Raw genomic sequence first — 20371 nt, forward strand, 5'->3', positions numbered from 1 at the left:
TATTTGAATTATATTTATTTATCATTCAACATGTATTGACGAGTCATTGGTAAGGTTTTACCAGATGGGCCCTTTGTTAATAGATATTGAATAACATCAATGTTTCCTGATTCAAAGGAAGCGGCACATGCTTGAAGATACATATCCCACATTCTGACAAAGGGTTCGCCCATCATTCCTTCAACCTCTGAACGATGGGCATTAAAGTTTTTATCCCAAATTTCAAGAGTTCTTTGATAGTGGCGACGAAGCATTTCCATGTCAGCAATTTGTAAGTTAGCTTCTTCAATTCTTGAGACAATTTCTACTAGGCCAGGGATGTAGCCACCTGGGAAGATATATTTATTAATCCAAGCATTGGTAGCCCCGCCTTGTTGACGAGTAATACCATGAATTAAAGCAACACCGTGTGGCTTGAGATATTTAGCAACGTCTTTGAAATATTCTCCTAGGTTTTCTGAACCAACGTGCTCGAACATACCTACAGAAGTAACATAATCAAAATCACGATTACCTAATTCACGATAATCTTCAAGTAACACTTCAGCTTGATTTTCAAGACCCATGTCCTTGATCTTTTGGTTGACTAAATCAAATTGCTCTTGGCTTAAAGTAACTCCGGTAACTTTAAGTCCATATTCTTTAGCTGCAGTTAGCATTAAGGTTCCCCAGCCACACCCAATATCTAATAAAGTCTTGCCTGGTTTAGGATCTAATTTTTGAAGAATATGATGAACTTTAGCGATTTGAGCAGCTTCAAGATCATCTTTATTACCATTAGTGAAGTAAGCACATGAGTAAGTCATAGTTGGATCAAGCCATAGTTTATAAAAATCGTTACCGATATCATAGTGACTTTGAACATCTTCTTGACTTTGCTTCTCCGTATGCTTTTGCTTAGGTAAAAATTTTCTGAATTTTGAAGCACGCATAAACGATTCACTACTTTCATATGCCGCTTCAATTAATTTTTGGATACTTCCTTTAATTTCAAGGTCTTTATCCATATAAGCTTCACCTAAAGCCAAAGAGGCGTTACTTGTTATTTCTTTAAAAGGAATCTTTTTGTTAAAAATAACCTCCACTTCCGGTGTGCCATTTCCATAAATTTCTGATTTTCCATCCCAGTATGTAACTTTTACAGGGATATTAAATGAATGACTAAGCATCATTTTATACAAAGGTTTTTCTAACATTGTTGATTCTCCTTTTCTACACTAGACTATGTCATTTTAACACTAAAAATCTTGAATAATAAGAAATTTATTTTGCGATATAGTGAAAGTCGGGATTTTGTTCTTTATCTAACTTGTCCCAAGCTTCTTCCAATTGCTGGTATAGAGCAGGTGTAGTTTCTTTATTAATCTTTTCGCGGCGTGGAATGTAGATAGGCTCACCAAAACAAATGTCTAAAGATTTTCTTTTCAGGAAGCCTTTAAAGGTCAACGGTCCTTGATAAACCACGGGAACTAATGGCTTATTAGCCATTTTGGCAATAACAAATGCACCACTTTTAAGTTCTTCAGAATGGCGAGTTCCGGAAGGAAAAATAATCAAAGATAGGTCACCTTTGCGTAATCCTTTAACAGGAATTTTAATTGCAGAAGGTCCTGGATTATCTCGATCTACTGAAAAAGCATGTGCGTGCACTAAAATAAATCTCAAAATAGGATTTTTAAAAAGTTCTTTTTTTGCCATAAACATAAATTCCATTGGACTTGCAGCTAAGGCAAAAAGAATTGGTTCCCACCAAGTTCGATGAGGGGCTACTAAAATATAATTACCTTTCGGTATACGGTCTTTATGATGAACATGTAAATGTCCATTAAGTACCCAGACAATAAATCGGGCAATTGGGCGAATAATTTTATAAAACATGATCTTTCCTCCAATTTTATCTATAGTATTATACAATACAGCAAAGAATTTTTAGAAGGGTATAGAAAATGGATCTATTGAAACCTAATGAACGAATTGATTATATGTACAATGATGACCTACAAATCATCCAAGAAAAAGATGCGTTTTCTTTTTCTTTAGATACGCTTCTTCTTGGATATTTTGCACAAAATAAAATCCATGATAATTATAAAGTTGTTGATTTATGTAGTGGTAATGGAGCTGCTAGTATCTACATGTCCTATTTTAATCGGGCACATTATGATGCAGTTGAGATTCAGAAAGAAATAGCTGATCAGGCAAGACGAAGTATTAAATTGAATAAACTAGAAAATCGAATAGAAGTACATTGTCTGAATGCATTAGATGCTCCAAAGAAATTAGGTAAAGATAAGTATGATGTAGTAGTTGTTAATCCTCCTTATTTCAAAGTTCCTCAAGGTCATATTGTTAATCCTGATGAAAAAAAAGCCTTAGCAAGACATGAATTAGCCATTAATCTGGAGCAAATAATTAAAGTTTCAAGTGATATGCTCAAAATGAAAGGCAAAATGTTTATGGTTCATCGGCCTGAGCGTTTGGGTGAAATTATGCATTATTGCTTAGAGAATCAACTGAGTGTAAAGTGGGTGCAACCTTTTGTTTCTAAAAGAGATGCAGATGCCAATTTGGTAGTGGTAGAAGCCATTAGAAATACTGCTAGTGATGGATTAGTTTTGAGGGATGCAATTGTTGTACATAATCGAGATGGATCTTTCACGCCTGAAATAAAAAAAGTTATTGCTGAAAATAAGGAAGAAGGGCCTAAAAAAGAAAAATATTATTTTTACTGCTTATTGTGTAATGACGGAAGTTTCTATGGTGGTTTTACAAATGATTTAGCTCATCGATTAAAGATGCACAATGAAGGAAAAGGAGCTAAATACACAAAAACACGGCGACCAGTAAAAATGATATATCATGAAGAATTTGATGATAAAAAACTAGCCTTAAAGAGAGAATATTGGTTCAAACATCATTCAAGAAAATGGAAAGAAGAGTTTTTAAAAGAACATAATGTGAAATTTTAATTGCATTTATAAAATTAATTAGTTACAATGTTCAAGTATGCGTTTCGCATATTAATTTATATCACATCAAGAGCGATTAAATTCCTAGGTGCCAATTATTGGTCAGAATTTAATACGACCTCTTGAGAGGAATTAACCAGGAGGAATTTTTTATGACAGTTGTTACTATGAAGCAATTGCTTGAAGCAGGTGTCCACTTTGGTCACCAAACTAGAAGATGGGATCCAAAGATGGCTCCTTACATTTTCACTCAAAGAAACGGAATCTACATCATTGACTTGCAAAAGACTATTAAGATGTTAGATGACGCTTACAACTACGTTAAGGCAGTTGCTCAAGACGGTGGCGTATTCTTGTTCGTTGGTACTAAGAAACAAGCACAAGACGCTGTTAAAGAAGAAGCTACACGTGCAGGTCAATACTACGTTAACCAACGTTGGTTAGGTGGTACTTTGACTAACTGGACTACTATTCAAAGCCGTGTTAAGAGATTAAAGGAATTAAAACAAATGTCAGAAGATGGCACTTTCGACGTATTGCCAAAGAAGGAAGTTGCACTTTTGACTAAGGAAATGGAAAAACTTGAAAGATTCTTAGGTGGTATTGAAGATATGCCAAGAATCCCAGATGTTATGTTCGTTGTTGATCCTAAGAAAGAAAAGATCGCTGTTCACGAAGCAAACATTTTAGGTATCCCTGTAGTAGCTATGGTTGATACTAACACTGATCCAGATCCAATCGACGTTGTTATCCCAGCAAACGATGACGCAATTCGTGCAATTCGTCTGATTTCAGGTGCTATGGCTGATGCAATTATTGAAGGTAAGCAAGGCCAAGATGACAGCGAAGATGTTGAAAAAGAAATGGCTGATAAAGCAGCAGCTGAAGACGATGAAGAAGAATCCATCGAAGTAGTTGTTGAAAAATCAGAAGACTAATTTGTTTTTACTGTTAGTTCTGTAGGAGGACATATTAATGGCAAAAATTACTGCTCAATTAGTTAAAGAATTACGTGAACGTACTGGTGCAGGTGTTATGGACGCTAAGAAAGCACTAGTAGAAGTTGACGGTGACATGGATAAGGCAGTTCAATACCTTCGTGATAAAGGTATGGCAAAGGCTGCTAAGAAAGCTGACCGTGTTGCAGCTGAAGGTTTAACTGGCGTTTACGTTGATGGTAATGTTGCAGCTATTACTGAAGTTAACTCAGAAACTGACTTCGTTTCTTCAAACGATAAGTTTGTTAAATTAGTTAATGAAGCTACTAAAACTATTGCTGAAGGTAAGCCTGCTGACATGGAAGCAGCTGAAGAATTAAAGATGGCTGATGGTACTACTTTGGGTCAGTCATTTGTAGATGCAACTGCTACTATTGGTGAAAAGATCGTTTTACGTCGTTTTGCTTTAGAAGAAAAAACTGATGACCAAGAATTTGGTGCTTACCAACATAATGGTGGTCAAATTGGTGTTATCACTGTTTTAGAAGGTGCTGATGCAGCTACTGCTAAGCATTTAGCTATGCACATTGCTGCTATGAGTCCTAAAGTTATCTCACCTGATGAATTAGATGATGAATTCATTACTGATCAATTAGCTGTTATGAACCACAAGATTGATCAAGATAACGAAAGTCGTGCTTTGGTAAACAAGAAGCCATTGCCACACCTTGTTTATGGTTCAGAAAAACAATTAAGCGATGATGTTTTAGCTAAGGCTAAAGAAGACATTAAGGCTGAACTTAAAGAAGAAGGTAAGCCTGAAAAGATTTGGGATAAGATTATTCCTGGTAAGATGCAACGCTTTATTGATGATAATACTCAAGTTGATAAGCAATTTGCAGTTTTATCACAAAACTACATTATGGACGACAGCAAGACTGTTGGCGAATTCTTAAAGGAAAAGGGAGCTAAGTTAGTTGCTTTCCAACGTTACGAAGTTGGCGAAGGTATTGAAAAGAAGCAAGAAGACTTTGCTGCTGAAGTACGTGAACAAATGAAGTAATTATTTACTTAAAAATGGGAGTAACGCTTAGGCGTTGCTCCTTTTTTTCGGTACAATATATTGCAGTGATTTTATGGTAAAATGATAAAAGCAATGAGGAGGTAAATTTATGAGTCAAGTTAAGTACAAACGTATTATTTTAAAAGTTTCTGGTGAGGCTCTTGCTGGTGAAAAAGGCACTGGGATTAATCCAGAAGTTATCAAGCATTTAGCTGAAGAAATTAAATCTGTTCACGATCTAGGTGTTGAAATCGGTATTGTTTGTGGCGGTGGAAACATGTGGCGTGGTGAAACGGGTGCAAATCTAGGTATGGAAAGAGCTCAGGCAGACTACATGGGAATGCTAGCAACAATTATGAATGGTCTCGCTTTGCAAGATGGATTAGAAAACTTAGGGGTTCCAACACGAGTACAGACATCAATTGAGATGCGTCAAATTGCGGAGCCTTATATCCGTCGTAAAGCTGTTCGTCATCTAGAAAAGGGCCGTGTTGTTATTTTTGGTGGTGGTACCGGTAATCCTTACTTCTCAACCGATACTACTGCTGCCTTGAGAGCAGCCGAAATTAATGCAGATGTAATTTTGATGGCTAAAAACGGAGTTGATGGTGTTTATTCAGCTGATCCTAAAGTTGATCCAAATGCTAAGAAATACTCTGAATTGACTCAACTTGATTTGATTTCAAAGAACTTAAAAGTAATGGATAGCACAGCTAGTTCATTATCTATGGATAATGATATTCCGCTAGTTGTCTTTAATGTAAATAAGCCTGGTAACATCAAGAAAGTTGTTATGGGTGAAAATATTGGTACTGTAATCAAAGGTGATAAATAATGGCTAATGAAGTAATTGAAAAAGCAAAAGATAATATGAAAAAATCTATCGCTGTATTTCAAAAAGAATTAGGCGGTATTCGTGCGGGCGTTGCAAATGCAAGTTTATTGGATGGAATTAAGGTTAACTACTATGGTGTTCCAACTCCCCTTACACAAATGTCTAGTGTAAGTATTCCTGAAGCTCGTGTTTTAATGGTAACGCCTTACGATAAATCAACTTTGGATGATATTGAACATGCTATCTTAGCTTCTGATCTTGGAATTACTCCAGCTAATGATGGTACTGTAATTAGAATTGTTATTCCGCAATTAACTGGTGAACGTCGTCAAGAAATTGCTAAGCAAGTAGGCAAGCTTGCTGAAAAAGGTAAGATTGCTGTACGTAATGTGCGTCGAGATGCTATGGATACTTTGAAGCGTCAAGAAAAAGATGGCGATATTACTGAAGATGAACAACGTAGTTTAGAAAAACAAGTTCAAAAAGTAACTGATGATGCTACTAAAGAAATTGATAAATTAGCAGATCAAAAGAGTCAAGAAATTACTCAGGGTTAGTTTAGGACTTGATAAGATATGTCAGAATCAAAAAAACCACTTAATCATTTAGCCATAATTATGGATGGAAATGGTAGATGGGCAAAAAAGAGACATTTACCACGTTTTGTCGGCCATCGTCATGGTATGGACAATATTCGAAATATTGCTCTTGCAGCCAATGAATTAGGAATAAAAGTTTTAACACTTTATGCTTTTTCAACTGAAAATTGGGCTCGTCCGACTGACGAAGTAAATTATTTAATGCGTTTACCAATTGACTTTTTTGATAAGTTTATGCCGGAACTAATGGAAAATAACGTTCGGGTGAATATCATGGGATTTGTAGACGAACTACCTGAGAAGACATATTTAGTAACTCAAAAAGCTATGGCAGAAACAGCTAATAATACAGGGATGGTACTGAATTTTGCCTTTAACTATGGATCACGTAGAGAAATAACGGCTGGAGTGCAAGAAATTGCTCGTAAGGCAAAGGTCGGAGAAATTGATATTGATGATATTAATGAAAAAATGGTTTCAGATTATTTACTAACGCATTCTTTAGCTCCATATGAAGATCCTGATTTATTAATTAGAACATCCGGAGAAGAACGTTTATCAAATTTCTTATTGTGGCAAATGGCCTATACTGAATTTAGTTTTTCAGATAAATTATGGCCTGATTTTGATAAAACTGATTTAGAAGAATTAGTTAAAGATTATCAAGGACGTAATCGTCGTTTTGGAAAAGTATAATTTTAATTAGAACTGTAGAATTTTAAATGAAACAACGTGTAATAACAGCTATTGTAGCTTTAATTTTATTTATTCCGATTGTTTTAATGGGAGGCATTTGGATAGATGTCCTTGTTTGTGCGTTTGCGGCAGTTGGAATTAGCGAAATTTTTATTATGAAGAAACAAATTATTGTTTCTTGGGATTTTATCTTGGCCTTATTAGCTACCTTGACCATGGCAGTCCCCGATTCATTCTTTAAATTTTTACCTGCATTTTTAAATAAGCATGATATTTTTTATATCTTCGTAATGTTGATGCTGGTAAGAACGGTTTTGTCTAAGAATAAGGTTACCTTTGATGATGCCGGAGTCTATACTTTGGCTGCCTTATATATTGGGACTGGCTTTCACTTCATGGCCGCTATTAGAAATGCCCATCTTGGATTAGCAATTTTAGGTTATGTATTTGCAGTTGTTTGGTCAACTGATATTGCGGCTTATATGGTTGGACGTAAGATTGGAAAGCATAAATTGTGGCCAGTTATTAGTCCTAATAAAACATGGGAAGGATCTATTGGAGCAGTAATTTGTGCAGTAATTATCGCAGCAATTTATGTTACTCTAGTTCCTACTGGTAGAAATAATGCTATGATGATTATTCTAGCCTTCTTCTTATCGATTATTGGCCAGATTGGTGATTTAGTTGAGTCAGCTTATAAACGCTTTTATGGTGTGAAAGATTCAGGTAAGATCTTGCCTGGGCATGGGGGAATTTTAGATCGGTTTGATAGCATGCTTTTCGTTTTACCTGTTGTTGCATTTATGGGTATTTTATAGGAGAGCTATTGAATGAAAGGTATTTTAATCTTTCTAGTTATTTTTGGGATACTTGTTTTTGTTCATGAATTTGGGCATTTTATTGTTGCAAAAAAGTGTGGCATTTTAGTTCGTGAATTTTCAATTGGTATGGGACCAAAATTGTTTCAAAAGATGCGTGCGAAAACTACATATACCATTAGATGGCTACCTTTAGGGGGTTATGTACGCTTAGCTGGGCCTGATGATGCCGCAAAGATTGAGCCGGGTACTACAGTAGTATTGCAATTAGATGATCAAAATAAAGTTAAACGGATTGATGCATCAGGATCTCAAATGCCAATTGAAGGAATTCCAGTACAAGTCAATTCCGCTGATTTAGTAGATGCATTAACTATTCAAGGTTATGAGAACGGGGATGAGGATCAACTAAAAACTTATTCTGTTGATCATGATGCTACCATCATTGAACAAAATGGAACTGAATTGTTAATTGCACCACGCGATACACAATTTCAAGAGGCTAGTGTCGGTAAGAAATTAGCTACTAATTTTGCTGGTCCATTTATGAACATTGTCTTGGGATTTGTTGTATTTATCATTTGGTCATTAGCAGCTCCTGGAGCACCAACTACAACAGTTGGGAGTACCATAGCTCATCAACCTGCTCAAGTAGCTGGAATCAAGGCTAATGATGAAATTATTGGGATTAATAATAAAAAAATTAGTAATTTCAATCAAATTGCTAGTGAATTGGCTAAAAGTAAAGGCAAGACTGTTGAAGTAAAAGTAAAACGAAATAATAAGGTTAAAAATTTCTCAATAAAGCCAAAAGTTAATAAGATAGACGGCCAAAAAGTCTACCAACTCGGTTTTTATGGGAAAGCTGATAATAGTCTTGGAGCAAAAATAAGCCGTGGTTGGAATACAAGTATTAGTACAACTGGTTTAATCTTTAATGCCGTAGGCAACTTGTTTAAACATTTTAGTTTGAACAAGCTTTCTGGACCAGTAGGAATCTATTCTCAAACTGTTCAAGTTTCAAACATGGGCTTTACATACTTGTTAGCATTTTTAGCAATGATTTCTATTAATTTGGGAATTGTAAACTTAATCCCAATTCCCGGTTTAGACGGGGGAAAGTTATTGCTTAACCTGATTCAGCTCATTATTCGAAAACCAATTCCTGAAGATAAGGAAGCAATTGTAGATGTAATCGGTTTTGTCATTTTATTACTGTTGATCGTTGCAGTAACTGGAAATGATATTTATCGCTATTTTATTAAGTAAATTTTTGGAGGAATAAATGCGTCAATCAAAATTTTTTATGCCAACGTTAAAAGAGGCACCTTCTGATGCTGTAGCAAAAAGTCATCAATTAATGCTTAGAGGTGGCTATATCCGTCAAGTGACTGCCGGAGTTTATGCATACTTACCGTTAGGTTACCGCGTCCTACGCAAGGCAGAAAATATTATTGAAGAAGAAATGGATAATATTAATGTACCTGAAATGATCATGCCTCATCTCTTGCCTGCAACCCTTTGGCAAGAATCTGGTCGTTATAAAAAATATGGCGCAGAAATGTTTAAGCTTCAAGACCGACATGGACGTGAGAGTTTGCTTGGACCAACCCATGAGGAAACTTTTACTGAAATTGTTGCTAAGAACTTAAAGAGTTACAAGCAAATGCCACTTGCTTTATATCAAATCCAAACTAAATTCCGTGATGAAAATCGCCCACGTTTTGGCTTACTACGTGGTAGAGAATTTGTGATGCTCGATGGCTACAGTTTTGCAGCAACTTGTGAACAATTAGATAAACAATTTGATGATCAAAAATCTGCATATTTGAAGATCTTCAATCGTGCCGGTGTTACTGTTCACCCGGTTATTGCAGATTCAGGTACAATGGGTGGAAAGAATTCAACTGAATTTCAAGCTCCTGGTGCAATTGGTGAAGATACAATTGCTACTAATGAAAAAGGAACTTACGCTGCTAACCTTGAAATGGCTAAAAGTATTGATACTTTTAAACAAGAGGCAGAAGAAGCAAAAGAATTAGCTAAAGTAGCCACTCCAGGAATGGATACAATTGAAAAGTTAGCTGATTTTCTTAAAGTTCCTTCAACTAGAATTGTTAAGAGTATCTTGTACATCGCAGATGACCAAAAAGTCTTAGTTCTCATCCGGGGTGATAAGGAAATTAACGAAGTTAAATTAGGCCATATATTAGATGCAGACGAAGTTAGAACTGCAAATGCTGATGAATTAGTAGAAATTACTGGTTCAGAAAAAGGCGGCGTTGGACCGATTAACGCTGACTGGGCTGATAAGATTATTGCGGATGAAACAGTTAAAGGTCTATACAACGTAGTTGTAGGTGCAAATGAAACAGATTACCAATATCAAAACGCTAATTTAGATCGCGACTTTAAGGTTGATGAATTTGCTGATATTCGTACAGCAAACGAAGGCGAACCAGATCCAGTTGATCATTTGCCATTAAAATTTACGACTAGTATTGAAGTAGGTCATATTTTTAAATTAGGTACTTACTATACTGATACTATGGGTGCTGATTTCTTAGATAATAATGGTAAAGCTAAGCCAGTAATCATGGGCTCCTATGGAATTGGGGTAACCAGAATGCTTTCAGCTGCAGTGGAACAACACTTAACTGAAAATGGAATCGCATGGCCAAAAGAAATTGCTCCATTTGCCATTCATTTAATTCAAATGAAAATGAAGGATGAAACTCAAACTGAATTAGCTGAAAAACTTGAAAAAGAACTTTCAGCCAAGTATGATGTTTTATACGATGATAGAAATGAACGACCAGGTGTTAAATTTAATGATGCTGATTTAGTTGGAGCACCATTAAGAATTACAATCGGTCGAAAAGCAAAAGATGGTATTGTAGAAGTAAAGCGTCCAATGGATGAAAAGGCTACTGAAGTTAATATTTCTGATTTGGATGCTGTGATTACAAAAGAGTTAGGATAATTTTTGTGACAAAAAAGAACGAACTTTTCAAAAAACTATTAGATCAAATCAAGTTTCCTGATAAGTTTGAAGATAACGATATTGTCCAAAATGGTGAAATTGAAAACGTGGATGTATACGCTAATGAAAGAAAGTGGAAAATCCACGTTTTTTTTGATACACCATTAGATTTTGAAACTTATCGTTCTCTTAATGAACTTATTCATGAGACTTTTGAGCCGTTTGTAAATGTTGAATTATTAATTCAAACACGTGACGGAAGCAGTAAGAAACTACCTGCATACTGGACTTATGCTATTCAAAATTCAACTAACCTAAAACCAGCTGTTCGAGAATTTTTACAAGGACAAGCTCCTCATTTAGAAAAAGAAAAATGGCTAATTCCAACTCAAAATAAAGTAGTGAATGGCTTGCTTTCAGAACAAGTTTTAGCAGAACTAAATAAAGAATTCAGACGCTATGGCTTCTTTAATATTAAGTTTACAACGAAAGTTGATGAGACTAATATTGATGAAAATTTAAGAAGTCTAGAACAAGAGCAGGCTCAACATGAATCTGCCATGCAAGAATTTTATGAGAAACAGCCAGTAGAACCTAAGAAAAAGATGCCCGTTAAAAGTACAAGGATGGGTAATAAAAAGGTCGATAAAAAAGCTAAATTTATTCAAATTAAAGACTTGGAAGATGGCAGTGGAATCGTGGCTATTGAAGGCCATATTTTTAACACCGATATTCACGAATTGAAATCTGGAAGTGTAATTTTTACTGGTGAAATTACTGACTATACAGATTCAATTAGTTTTAAAAAATTTGTTTCTGACAAAGATCAAATTGATTATCTAAAGGGAATTAAGCCTGGTGTTTGGGCTAGAATGCAAGGTTATGCAGCTGATGATCAGTACCAACATGACGTTGTTTTTAATATTCGAAACTTAGAATTAATTGAACATAAGGGACGAGAAGAAAAGTATGAAGGAGAGAAAAAGCGTGTAGAATTGCATCTTCATACAAATATGAGTCAATTGGACGCAACTAGTACGGCTAGTGACTTTATCAAAACTGCGAAAAAATTTGGTCAAAAGGCAATTGCAATTACGGATCATGCAGATGTGCAATCTTTCCCAGAAGCTTATCATACTGGTGCAAGCGAAAAAATGAAAATTTTATATGGCTATGAGGCCAATATAATTGATGATCATGCTTTGCTTGTCCTTAATCCTACTGAAATGGATTATCGAGATCGTGAATATGTGATTTTCGACGTTGAAACAACAGGACTGTCTTCGGTTTACGATACCATTATTGAAATCGGTGCAGTAAAAATGAAAAATGGAGAAGTACTGGAAAGATTCGATGAGTTTATCAATCCACACCATCCCTTAAGTGACACAACGATTAACTTAACATCAATTACTGATGAAATGGTTGGTGCAGCTGATGATGAAAAAGATGTAATTAAGAAATTTAAAGACTTTTATGGTGATCGGCCTCTTTGTGGACATAATGTTCAATTTGATGTTGGGTTTGTAAATGCGGCTTTACGCCGTGCGGGTCTAGAAGAAATCACACAACCTGTTGTTGATACGCTTGAAGTTTCAAGGCTTTTGCATCCTGAACAAACTCGTCATACTCTTGATTCTTTAGCTAAAAAATACAATGTTGTCCTTGAACATCACCACCGCGCTAACCAAGATGCGGAAGCTACGGGATATTTAATGTTTAAATTGCTAGATGCTTTTAATGATCGTTTTCATGAAGCAGATTTAGGCAAAATGAACGACTATGCTAAATATGGTCAAGTTTATAAGCGAGCTAAGCCAAGTCATATGAGTGTTCTTGCTCTAAATCAAGAAGGGCTAAAAAATATGTACAAGCTTGTTTCGCTTGCAAGTACTAAATATTTCTATCGTATTCCACGTACGCCAAAGTCAGAATTAAGAAAATATCGTAAAGGTTTATTATTTGGTAGTGGCTGCTGGCAAGGCGATGTATTCATTTCAATGATGCAAAAGGGATATGATGAAGCCCGTGAAAAAGCACGTTTTTATGATTATCTTGAAGTCCAACCGCCAGCTGCTTATCAAACCTTAATTGAAGATGATCTGATTAAAGATGAAGATGAGCTGCATGAAATTATTCAAAATATTTATAAATTAGGTAAAGAACTAAATAAACCAGTCGTAGCTACCAGTGACTCGCACTATGTTGAGCCGCATGAAGCAATTTATCGTAAAATTTTATTAGCGGCTCAAAAGGGAAATCCTAATCGAAATAAGAATTTACCGGATTTACATTTTTATTCAACGCAGGAAATGCTTGATGCATTTAGCTTTTTGGGTGAAGATGTAGCTAAAGAAATTGTAATTGATAATACCAATAAATTAGCCGATCAAATTGAGGAAATTGCTCCTATTAAAAGTGGACTATATCCACCACATATTGAAAATGCGGATCAAGAAATGAAGGATTTAACCTATAATAAAGCCTACGAATTATATGGAAAACCTTTACCAAAGATTGTAGAAGACAGAATTGAACTTGAATTGAATTCTATTATTTCAAATGGATACGCAGTTATTTACTTAATTTCTCAAAGGCTTGTTGCCAAATCAAATAAAGACGGATATTTAGTAGGGTCACGTGGGTCAGTTGGTTCTAGTTTAGTAGCGACGATGTCTGGAATTACGGAAGTAAATCCTTTGGCTCCTCACTATCGTTGTCCGAATTGTAAGTATTCTAAATTCTTTGAGAATGGAGAATATGGGTCAGGCTATGACTTACCGGACAAAGAGTGTCCAAAATGTGGAACTCCATTAGTTAAAGATGGGCAAGATATCCCGTTTGCTACTTTCTTAGGATTCCATGGAGACAAGGTGCCGGATATCGATTTAAACTTCTCTGGAGACTATCAACCAGTAGCTCATAACTACATTCGAGTTATGTTTGGTCCAGACAATTCATTTAGAGCAGGGACTATTGCGACCGTTGCTGATAAGACTGCTTATGGGTATGTTAAGCATTATGAAGATGAAAATGAACTACATTTAAGAAATGCCGAGCTTGATCGTCTAGCAGCCGGTGCTTCTGGAGTAAAAAGAACAACTGGACAACACCCAGCAGGTATTGTTGTAGTACCCGATGACATGGATATTTATGACTTTACTCCAGTCCAGTATCCAGCAGATGATTTAAGTGCGGCTTGGCTTACAACTCACTTTGATTTCCATTCTATCCATGATAATATTTTGAAATTTGATATTCTTGGTCACGATGATCCTACCATGATCAGAATGCTACAGGATCTATCCGGAGTTGATCCGTTAACTATTCCTCCTGATGATCCTGGAGTAATGTCTCTCTTCTCAAGTCCTGAAATTTTAGGTGTTACCCCTGAACAAATCCAATCAAAGACGGGAACACTAGGTGTACCAGAATTCGGTACAAAGTTTGTTAGAGGGATGCTTGAAGAAACAAAACCAACTACTTTCTCAGAATTATTGCAAATTTCCGGCTTATCTCACGGTACTGATGTATGGTTAGGAAATGCAGAAGACTTAATTAATAATGGGACCTGTAAGTTGAAGAATGTGATTGGTTGTCGTGATAACATCATGATGGACTTGATTCACTGGGGTGTAAAACCAGAAGTTGCTTTCTTTACTATGGAATCTGTACGACATGGTAGAGGAATTAGTGATGAAAATATGGAAATCTTGAAAAAGAACGATAAGATTCCTGATTGGTACATTCCTTCATGTCTCAAGATTAAGTATATGTTCCCTAAAGCGCACGCTACAGCTTATATCTTAATGGCACTTAGAATTGCTTGGTTTAAAGTTTATTATCCAGTAATTTATTATGCTTCTTACTTCTCTGTTCGTGCTGACTTGTTTGATTTGGTAGCAATGAGTCATGGCAAGAATACTGTTAAAGCTGCAATGAAAGAAATTCAGGATAAGGGAATGGACGTTTCTGCAAAAGACAAATCATTACTTACTGTACTTGAAATTGCAAATGAATGTTTGGAGCGTGGAATAAAGATTAAGATGGTAGATGTAAACGAATCTGAAGCCACAGACTTTAAGATTATTGATGATCATACTATCTTGGCACCATTTAATGCTGTTCCTGGGTTAGGTGATAATGCTGCAAAGCAAATTGTGGCTGCACGGGCGGAGCAGAAATTCCTTTCCAAAGAAGATCTTGCAACTCGCGGTAAGGTATCTCAAACAATTATGGATTATTTTGAAAACAATGGTGTTCTTGAAGGGATGCCAGATCAGAATCAATTATCACTATTTTAGTGGGATAATTTACAAATTGCAGTAAATATGCTATTCTAAGAACGAAGTTCGAATAGCAAATTCGAGTGAGCAGTAATGCTCACTCTTTTTATTACGGAGGAAGAGATTTGACAAAAGTTACCGAATTGGTGGCAGACGTAGTTACGCCTTTAGCCGAAGCAAGAGGCGATGAACTGGTCGATGTTGAATATGTAAAGGAAAAGGAGCAATATTATCTTCGCATTTATGTTGATCGTCGACCAGGCGGAATTGATATTGAAGAGATCGCAAATTTAAGTGAATTGGTATCGGAAAAACTAGATGAATTAGATCCTGATCCTTTTCCTGAACCGTATATTTTAGAGCTTTCATCTCCTGGTTTAGAACGTCCAATTAAGAATGAAAAAGATTGGGAACGTGCCAAGGGATCCTACATTCATGTTAGTCTTTATCAAAAAATTGATGGTGAAAAGACTTTTGAAGGTACTTTAAAAGATCTCAATCAAGATCAGATCGTCTTAGAAGTAAAGATCAAAACACGACGCAAGGACATCACAATCCCTAGAAAGGTGATTGCTTCTAGTCGTTTTGCGGTTGAATTTTAGAAAGGATGATCAAAAACTTATGTCTAAAGAAATGGTGGAAGCCTTTGCAACCTTAGAAAAAGAAAAAGGCATTAAACAAGAAGTTATTGTTGATGCGATTAAGGCTGCTTTAGTAGCTGCATACAAGAAAAATTATAACCAAGCTCAAAATGTAGAAGTTGTTTTTGATGAAAAGAAAGGCAACTTCAAAGTTAATGCAATTAAGACTGTCGTTGATGAAGTTCAAGATAGTCGTCTCGAAGTAAGTTTGAAAGATGCTCTTGAAATTAACCGTGCTTACGAAGTTGGTGACGAAATTCGTTTTGAAGTAACTCCTAAAGACTTCGGACGTTTAGCTGCTCAAACTGCTAAGCAAGTTATTATGCAACGTTTACGCGAAGCTGAAAGAGAACATATTATTAGCGAGTACTCTCAATATAAAGATGAAATTGTTACTGGTACAGTTGAAAGACGTGACAATCGCTTCGTTTATGTGAAGATTGGAAATGTAGAAGCTGTAATGCCACATAATGATCAACTACCCGGTGAAACTTATAATCCTCAAGATAAAGTTCGTGTCTTAGTGACTAGAGTAGGGTCTGATTCAAAGGGAGCTCAAATTACAGTTTCTAGAACTGCACCTGACTTGGTAAAGCGTCTTTTTGAGCAAGAAGTACCAGAAGTTTACGATGGAACTGTTGAAATTGTATCTATTGCTCGTGAAGCAGGAGATAGAACGAAGATTGCAGTTAAAAGTAATGATTCTGATATTGATCCAGTTGGTACTTTAGTTGGACCAAAGGGAGCTCGTGTTCAAAATATCGTTAATGAATTGGGTGGAGAAAATATTGATGTTGTAAAATATGAAGATAATCCATCTGATTTTATTGCCAATGCTTTGAATCCAGCAGAAGTAATTGCAGTTCAATTTAGCGGGGATGAAGATGATAAGAGTGCTTTGGTAATTGTACCTGATTACCAATTATCATTGGCCATTGGTAAACGTGGTCAAAATGTACGTCTTGCTGCTCGCTTAACTGGCTATAAGATTGACATTAAGCCTGAATCACAAGTTGAATTTGTTGATTCTGAAAGTGATGATGTTGAAGCAGATCAAGAGACTACAAATGATAATGTCTCAAATGAAGAAACACCAGAATCTATTGCTGAACAAATTGAAGACGATCCAAGTGATAAGTTTCCAAATGGAGAAGACGTTAATTCAGCATTAAATGATGATGCAGATAAAGATGAGGAATAGGTGACTTTCTTTGAAGAAAAGAAAAATTCCAATGCGTAAGGACTTATTAACAAATACTATGCAACCTAAAAAAGAATTGGTTAGAGTAGTTGTTGACAAGGATAAAAATATTTCGGTTGATCCGACTGGAAAAAAATCAGGTAGAGGAGCTTATGTATCCTTAGAACCTGATAAAATTGCTGAAGCACAAAAAAATCAAGTTTTAGAAAAAAGCTTAGGTGTTAAAGTTTCAGCTGATTTTTATGATGATCTTTATGCATATGTTGATCATCAAAAAGCAAGAAAAGAATTGTTTGGTGATAAATAATTTTGCAAAACAAACAAAAAATTTTAAATTTACTTGGATTAGCGCAAAAAGCTGGAAAATTAGCAACTGGGTTTGATGCAGTAAAAATATCTTTAAGCAAAAATCAAGCAAAGTTGATTTTTATTGGAAATGATGTAAGTCAGAACACTAAAGATAAACTGAACTTCCTTATAAGAAAAAAAGATGTCAAACTAGTGGAATCTTTTTCTAGTGCTGAAATAACGCAGGCCCTTGGAAAAGAAAGAAAATTAGTTTCTGTTACAGATTCCGGTTTCAGCAAAGCAATGATAAAGAATTTAAACGAAGGAGTGTGATTTGATGGCTAAAAAACGTATTTATGAAGTAGCGAAAGAATTAGACATTGAAAACAAAATTGTTGTAAAAAAGGCACAAGATTTGGGTTTTGATGTAAAAAGCCACATGTCCTCCCTAGATGATAAGCAAGTTTCTAAGTTAGTAGATAGTTTTAAGTCTACTAATACTACGCCATCTACTGAAAAGGATTCTAAAAATTCAAGTCGTAACGAAAAAGCTAAAATAAAGGTTTCTGTCGGTGCAATTCGTCGTCGCGATAATAAAAATGACCATGATAATCGTCATGGAAACAATAAGCACAGAAATAATAACTTTAAGAAACAACAAAATGATCGTCGTGCTAAGGAAGATAAGAAGGCAACTTCTGCTAAACCAGCAGCACGTGATTTATTAAATAAATTCAAGAAAAAACAAAGAGCTGAAGCTAGTGAATTGAACGCTCAGACTGAAGCTTCCCGCCGTAAATGGCATCAAGAACAAAATCCTCAAAGATCAAAGGTTAAAAAAGTGGAAAATACTCGTAAGCCAAAAGAAGAAAAACTCGAAGGAGCTGCAGCTGTAAAAGCTCGTGTTCAAGCTTCACAAAAACCAGTTGGTCCAAAGATTATTAAACCATCGCCGGCTAGAAATAAGGCTAAGAGACCTACTGTAAAAAAGGTAGAACCTATCGCTCCAGTTGTACCTGCTCCTCAAAAAGAAGAAACAAAGCCAACTCGTAAGAAAGACTTTACTCGTAAGAAACGTGAAGTGCCAGATTATGAACGTGAAAGAAGTGAACATTCAGATAAGGCACGTCGTCGTAGAAATAAAAAGAACAAGCGTATCAACCAAAGTAAAGAAGTTAAGAAGCAACCAACTCAAAGAAAGGAACGTCCATTGCCAGAAACATTAGTTTATGAAGAAGGCATGAATGCTCAAGATTTAGGGAAACTTCTTCATAGAGAGCCTGCAGAAATTGTTAAGAAGCTATTTATGTTAGGTGTTATGACTAACCAAAACCAATCTTTAGATAAGGATACTATTGAGCTTTTAGCAGCTGAATATGGTATTGAAGCTGAAGAAAAAGTGCATGAAGATATTTCTGATATTGATACTTTATACACTAAGAAAATGGAAGAATCTAAAGCTTCTAAGCATCAAGAAAAACGTCCACCAGTTGTAACAATTATGGGTCACGTTGACCACGGTAAGACTACTTTACTTGATAGATTACGTCATACTAACGTATCTGAACATGAAGCCGGTGGTATTACGCAGAGAATCGGTGCTTACCAAGTAAGAATTGATGATCGTTTAATTACTTTCTTGGATACTCCAGGACATGCTGCTTTCTCAAATATGCGTGCACGTGGTGCTGAAATTACCGATATCGTTATCTTAGTAGTTGCAGCTGATGATGGTGTAATGCCACAAACAATTGAAGCTATTGACCATGCTAAGAGTGCTGGTGTTCCGATTATTGTTGCTGTAAACAAGATCGATAAGCCAGGTGCAAATCCTGATCATGTTATGGAACAGCTTATGAAATATGGTTTAGTTCCTGAAGATTGGGGTGGCGATACAATCTTTGTTAAGATCTCTGCTAAGACTGGTAAAAATGTTGAAGAGCTCTTGCAAATGATTCTACTGCAAGCTGATGTTATGGAACTTAAGGCTGATCCAGATCAAAAGGCAATTGGTACTGTAATTGAAGCTCGCCTTGATAAAGGTCGTGGTTCAGTAGCTGACATTTTAGTTCAACAAGGTACTTTAAAGGTTGGTGACCCAATTGTTGTTGGTGATACATTTGGCCGTGTGCGTGTTATGACTAATGATAAGGGTCGGAGAGTGAAGAAGGCTACGCCATCTACTCCTGTAGAAATTACCGGGCTAAATGATGTTCCAGAAGCAGCTGATAAATTAGTTGTCTTTGATGATGAAAAGACAGCTAGAAGCGTTGGTGAACAACGTGCCAAGAATGCCTTAGAAAAACAACGTGAAAATGTCCAACATGTCACTTTGGATAACTTGTTTGATACAATGAAGAAAGAGAACATGAAGGAAGTTGACATTGTTCTTAAGGCGGATGTTCAAGGTTCAGCAGAAGCATTGCAACAATCTCTTGAAAAGATTGAAGTTGAAGGTGTAAAAGTTAACATTATTCACTCTGGTGTTGGTGCCATTAATGAATCTGATGTTACTTTAGCTGGTGCTTCAAATGCATTTATTGTTGGTTTCAATGTTCGCCCAACTAATACTGCTAAAAGTCAAGCAGATTCTGAAGGTGTAGATATTCGTCTATATAACATTATTTACAAGGTTATGGATGATGTAGAAGCGGCAATGAAGGGTATGCTTGAACCTACATACGAAGAAAAAGTTACTGGTAACCTAACTGTTCGTGAAACTTGGAAGGTATCTAAGATTGGTACAATTGCTGGTGCCTTTGTTGATAACGGTTATGTTACTAGAGACTCAGGTATTCGTGTAATTCGTGATGGTATTGTTAAGTATGATGGAAAAGTTGCATCTCTAAAGCGTTTCAAGGATGATGTTAAGGAAGTTAAGCAAGGATTTGATTGTGGTATCACAATTGAAAACTTCAATGACATTAAAGTTGACGATCAACTTGAAGCCTACGAGATGCAAGAGGTACCTGTTAAATAGGCATCTTTTTTCACAAAAAGGAGCTTAATTATGAAACATAGAATTGGTCGTGTAGAAGGCGAAATTTTACGTGA

Annotated in this window: 17 protein-coding genes; 15 read left to right on the forward strand and 2 right to left on the reverse strand. The window is 35.9% G+C overall.

Annotation, left to right across the window (positions count from 1 at the left end):
• Positions 1 to 14: 14 nt before the first annotated feature.
• Together Q9R40_RS04800 and Q9R40_RS04805 are read right to left on the reverse strand one after the other, a co-directional pair.
• Positions 15 to 1196, reverse strand: coding sequence for a cyclopropane-fatty-acyl-phospholipid synthase family protein (locus tag Q9R40_RS04800; protein ID WP_304676614.1), 1182 nt, complete (start codon positions 1194 to 1196; stop codon positions 15 to 17).
• 67 nt (positions 1197 to 1263) lie between these two features.
• Positions 1264 to 1878 carry a 1-acyl-sn-glycerol-3-phosphate acyltransferase gene (locus Q9R40_RS04805; protein WP_297940421.1) on the reverse strand — a complete coding sequence of 205 codons (615 nt, stop codon included), beginning with the start codon at positions 1876 to 1878 and terminating at the stop codon, positions 1264 to 1266.
• A 68-nt stretch (positions 1879 to 1946) separates the two neighbouring features.
• On the opposite strand from Q9R40_RS04805, the gene Q9R40_RS04810 reads away from it, so the two are divergent.
• The 15 genes from Q9R40_RS04810 to infB all read left to right on the forward strand — a co-directional run bounded on the left by Q9R40_RS04810 (position 1947) and on the right by infB (position 20297).
• On the forward strand, positions 1947 to 2969 hold the full coding sequence (locus tag Q9R40_RS04810) for a GIY-YIG nuclease family protein (RefSeq protein WP_304676616.1): 1023 nt from the start codon (positions 1947 to 1949) through the stop codon (positions 2967 to 2969).
• Between the two features lie 152 nt (positions 2970 to 3121).
• Positions 3122 to 3907 carry a 30S ribosomal protein S2 gene (gene rpsB, locus Q9R40_RS04815; RefSeq protein ID WP_004895270.1) on the forward strand — a complete coding sequence of 262 codons (786 nt, stop codon included), beginning with the start codon at positions 3122 to 3124 and terminating at the stop codon, positions 3905 to 3907.
• Positions 3908 to 3944: 37 nt separating this feature from the next.
• Positions 3945 to 4970, forward strand: a complete 1026-nt coding sequence (gene tsf, locus Q9R40_RS04820) for a translation elongation factor Ts (RefSeq protein WP_004897121.1) — start codon at positions 3945 to 3947, stop codon at positions 4968 to 4970.
• Between the two features lie 109 nt (positions 4971 to 5079).
• Positions 5080 to 5805, forward strand: coding sequence for a UMP kinase (pyrH, locus tag Q9R40_RS04825; RefSeq protein WP_094497063.1), 726 nt, complete (start codon positions 5080 to 5082; stop codon positions 5803 to 5805).
• Positions 5805 to 6362: a ribosome recycling factor gene (gene frr / locus Q9R40_RS04830; protein ID WP_004895267.1), complete on the forward strand. Its 558-nt coding sequence runs from the start codon at positions 5805 to 5807 to the stop codon at positions 6360 to 6362. The genes pyrH and frr overlap by 1 nt, the downstream gene beginning before the upstream one ends.
• An 18-nt stretch (positions 6363 to 6380) precedes the next feature.
• Complete coding sequence (locus Q9R40_RS04835) at positions 6381 to 7100, forward strand: isoprenyl transferase (protein WP_304676624.1); 720 nt, start codon at positions 6381 to 6383, stop codon at positions 7098 to 7100.
• A gap of 26 nt (positions 7101 to 7126) precedes the next feature.
• Positions 7127 to 7918, forward strand: coding sequence for a phosphatidate cytidylyltransferase (locus Q9R40_RS04840; RefSeq protein WP_304676626.1), 792 nt, complete (start codon positions 7127 to 7129; stop codon positions 7916 to 7918).
• Positions 7919 to 7930: 12 nt separating this feature from the next.
• A complete protein-coding gene (gene rseP / locus Q9R40_RS04845; RefSeq protein WP_304676628.1) occupies positions 7931 to 9187 on the forward strand; it encodes an RIP metalloprotease RseP in 1257 nt (418 codons plus the stop codon).
• A 16-nt stretch (positions 9188 to 9203) separates the two neighbouring features.
• Positions 9204 to 10901 (forward strand): proline--tRNA ligase, encoded by a 1698-nt coding sequence (locus Q9R40_RS04850; protein WP_304676631.1) that lies wholly within the window; start codon positions 9204 to 9206, stop codon positions 10899 to 10901.
• A gap of 5 nt (positions 10902 to 10906) precedes the next feature.
• Complete coding sequence (locus Q9R40_RS04855) at positions 10907 to 15205, forward strand: PolC-type DNA polymerase III (RefSeq protein ID WP_304676633.1); 4299 nt, start codon at positions 10907 to 10909, stop codon at positions 15203 to 15205.
• A gap of 107 nt (positions 15206 to 15312) precedes the next feature.
• On the forward strand, positions 15313 to 15789 hold the full coding sequence (rimP, locus tag Q9R40_RS04860) for a ribosome maturation factor RimP (protein WP_304676635.1): 477 nt from the start codon (positions 15313 to 15315) through the stop codon (positions 15787 to 15789).
• Positions 15790 to 15808: 19 nt separating this feature from the next.
• Positions 15809 to 17029, forward strand: a complete 1221-nt coding sequence (nusA, locus tag Q9R40_RS04865; protein WP_304676636.1) for a transcription termination factor NusA — start codon at positions 15809 to 15811, stop codon at positions 17027 to 17029.
• A gap of 10 nt (positions 17030 to 17039) precedes the next feature.
• The gene (rnpM, locus tag Q9R40_RS04870) at positions 17040 to 17336 is read left to right on the forward strand and encodes an RNase P modulator RnpM (RefSeq protein ID WP_003649028.1); all 297 of its coding nucleotides are present in this window, start codon (positions 17040 to 17042) and stop codon (positions 17334 to 17336) included.
• A 2-nt stretch (positions 17337 to 17338) separates the two neighbouring features.
• Positions 17339 to 17650, forward strand: a complete 312-nt coding sequence (locus Q9R40_RS04875; RefSeq protein ID WP_297938443.1) for a ribosomal L7Ae/L30e/S12e/Gadd45 family protein — start codon at positions 17339 to 17341, stop codon at positions 17648 to 17650.
• Between the two features lie 4 nt (positions 17651 to 17654).
• Positions 17655 to 20297 carry a translation initiation factor IF-2 gene (gene infB / locus Q9R40_RS04880; protein ID WP_300593161.1) on the forward strand — a complete coding sequence of 881 codons (2643 nt, stop codon included), beginning with the start codon at positions 17655 to 17657 and terminating at the stop codon, positions 20295 to 20297.
• Positions 20298 to 20371 lie beyond the last annotated feature (74 nt).

Source organism: uncultured Lactobacillus sp. (assembly GCF_948948975.1).
In the GTDB taxonomy this organism is placed as follows: domain Bacteria; phylum Bacillota; class Bacilli; order Lactobacillales; family Lactobacillaceae; genus Lactobacillus.

Excerpts from the sequence above, each read along its gene's own strand:
- Q9R40_RS04800 (WP_304676614.1), bottom strand. The coding sequence starts at position 1,196 with ATGTTAGAAAAACCTTTGTATAAAATGATGCTTAGTCATTCATTTAAT.
- Q9R40_RS04805 (WP_297940421.1), bottom strand. The coding sequence starts at position 1,878 with ATGTTTTATAAAATTATTCGCCCAATTGCCCGATTTATTGTCTGGGTA.
- Q9R40_RS04810 (WP_304676616.1), top strand. The coding sequence starts at position 1,947 with ATGGATCTATTGAAACCTAATGAACGAATTGATTATATGTACAATGAT.
- rpsB (WP_004895270.1), top strand. The coding sequence starts at position 3,122 with ATGACAGTTGTTACTATGAAGCAATTGCTTGAAGCAGGTGTCCACTTT.
- tsf (WP_004897121.1), top strand. The coding sequence starts at position 3,945 with ATGGCAAAAATTACTGCTCAATTAGTTAAAGAATTACGTGAACGTACT.
- pyrH (WP_094497063.1), top strand. The coding sequence starts at position 5,080 with ATGAGTCAAGTTAAGTACAAACGTATTATTTTAAAAGTTTCTGGTGAG.
- frr (WP_004895267.1), top strand. The coding sequence starts at position 5,805 with ATGGCTAATGAAGTAATTGAAAAAGCAAAAGATAATATGAAAAAATCT.
- Q9R40_RS04835 (WP_304676624.1), top strand. The coding sequence starts at position 6,381 with ATGTCAGAATCAAAAAAACCACTTAATCATTTAGCCATAATTATGGAT.
- Q9R40_RS04840 (WP_304676626.1), top strand. The coding sequence starts at position 7,127 with ATGAAACAACGTGTAATAACAGCTATTGTAGCTTTAATTTTATTTATT.
- rseP (WP_304676628.1), top strand. The coding sequence starts at position 7,931 with ATGAAAGGTATTTTAATCTTTCTAGTTATTTTTGGGATACTTGTTTTT.
- Q9R40_RS04850 (WP_304676631.1), top strand. The coding sequence starts at position 9,204 with ATGCGTCAATCAAAATTTTTTATGCCAACGTTAAAAGAGGCACCTTCT.
- nusA (WP_304676636.1), top strand. The coding sequence starts at position 15,809 with ATGTCTAAAGAAATGGTGGAAGCCTTTGCAACCTTAGAAAAAGAAAAA.
- infB (WP_300593161.1), top strand. The coding sequence starts at position 17,655 with ATGGCTAAAAAACGTATTTATGAAGTAGCGAAAGAATTAGACATTGAA.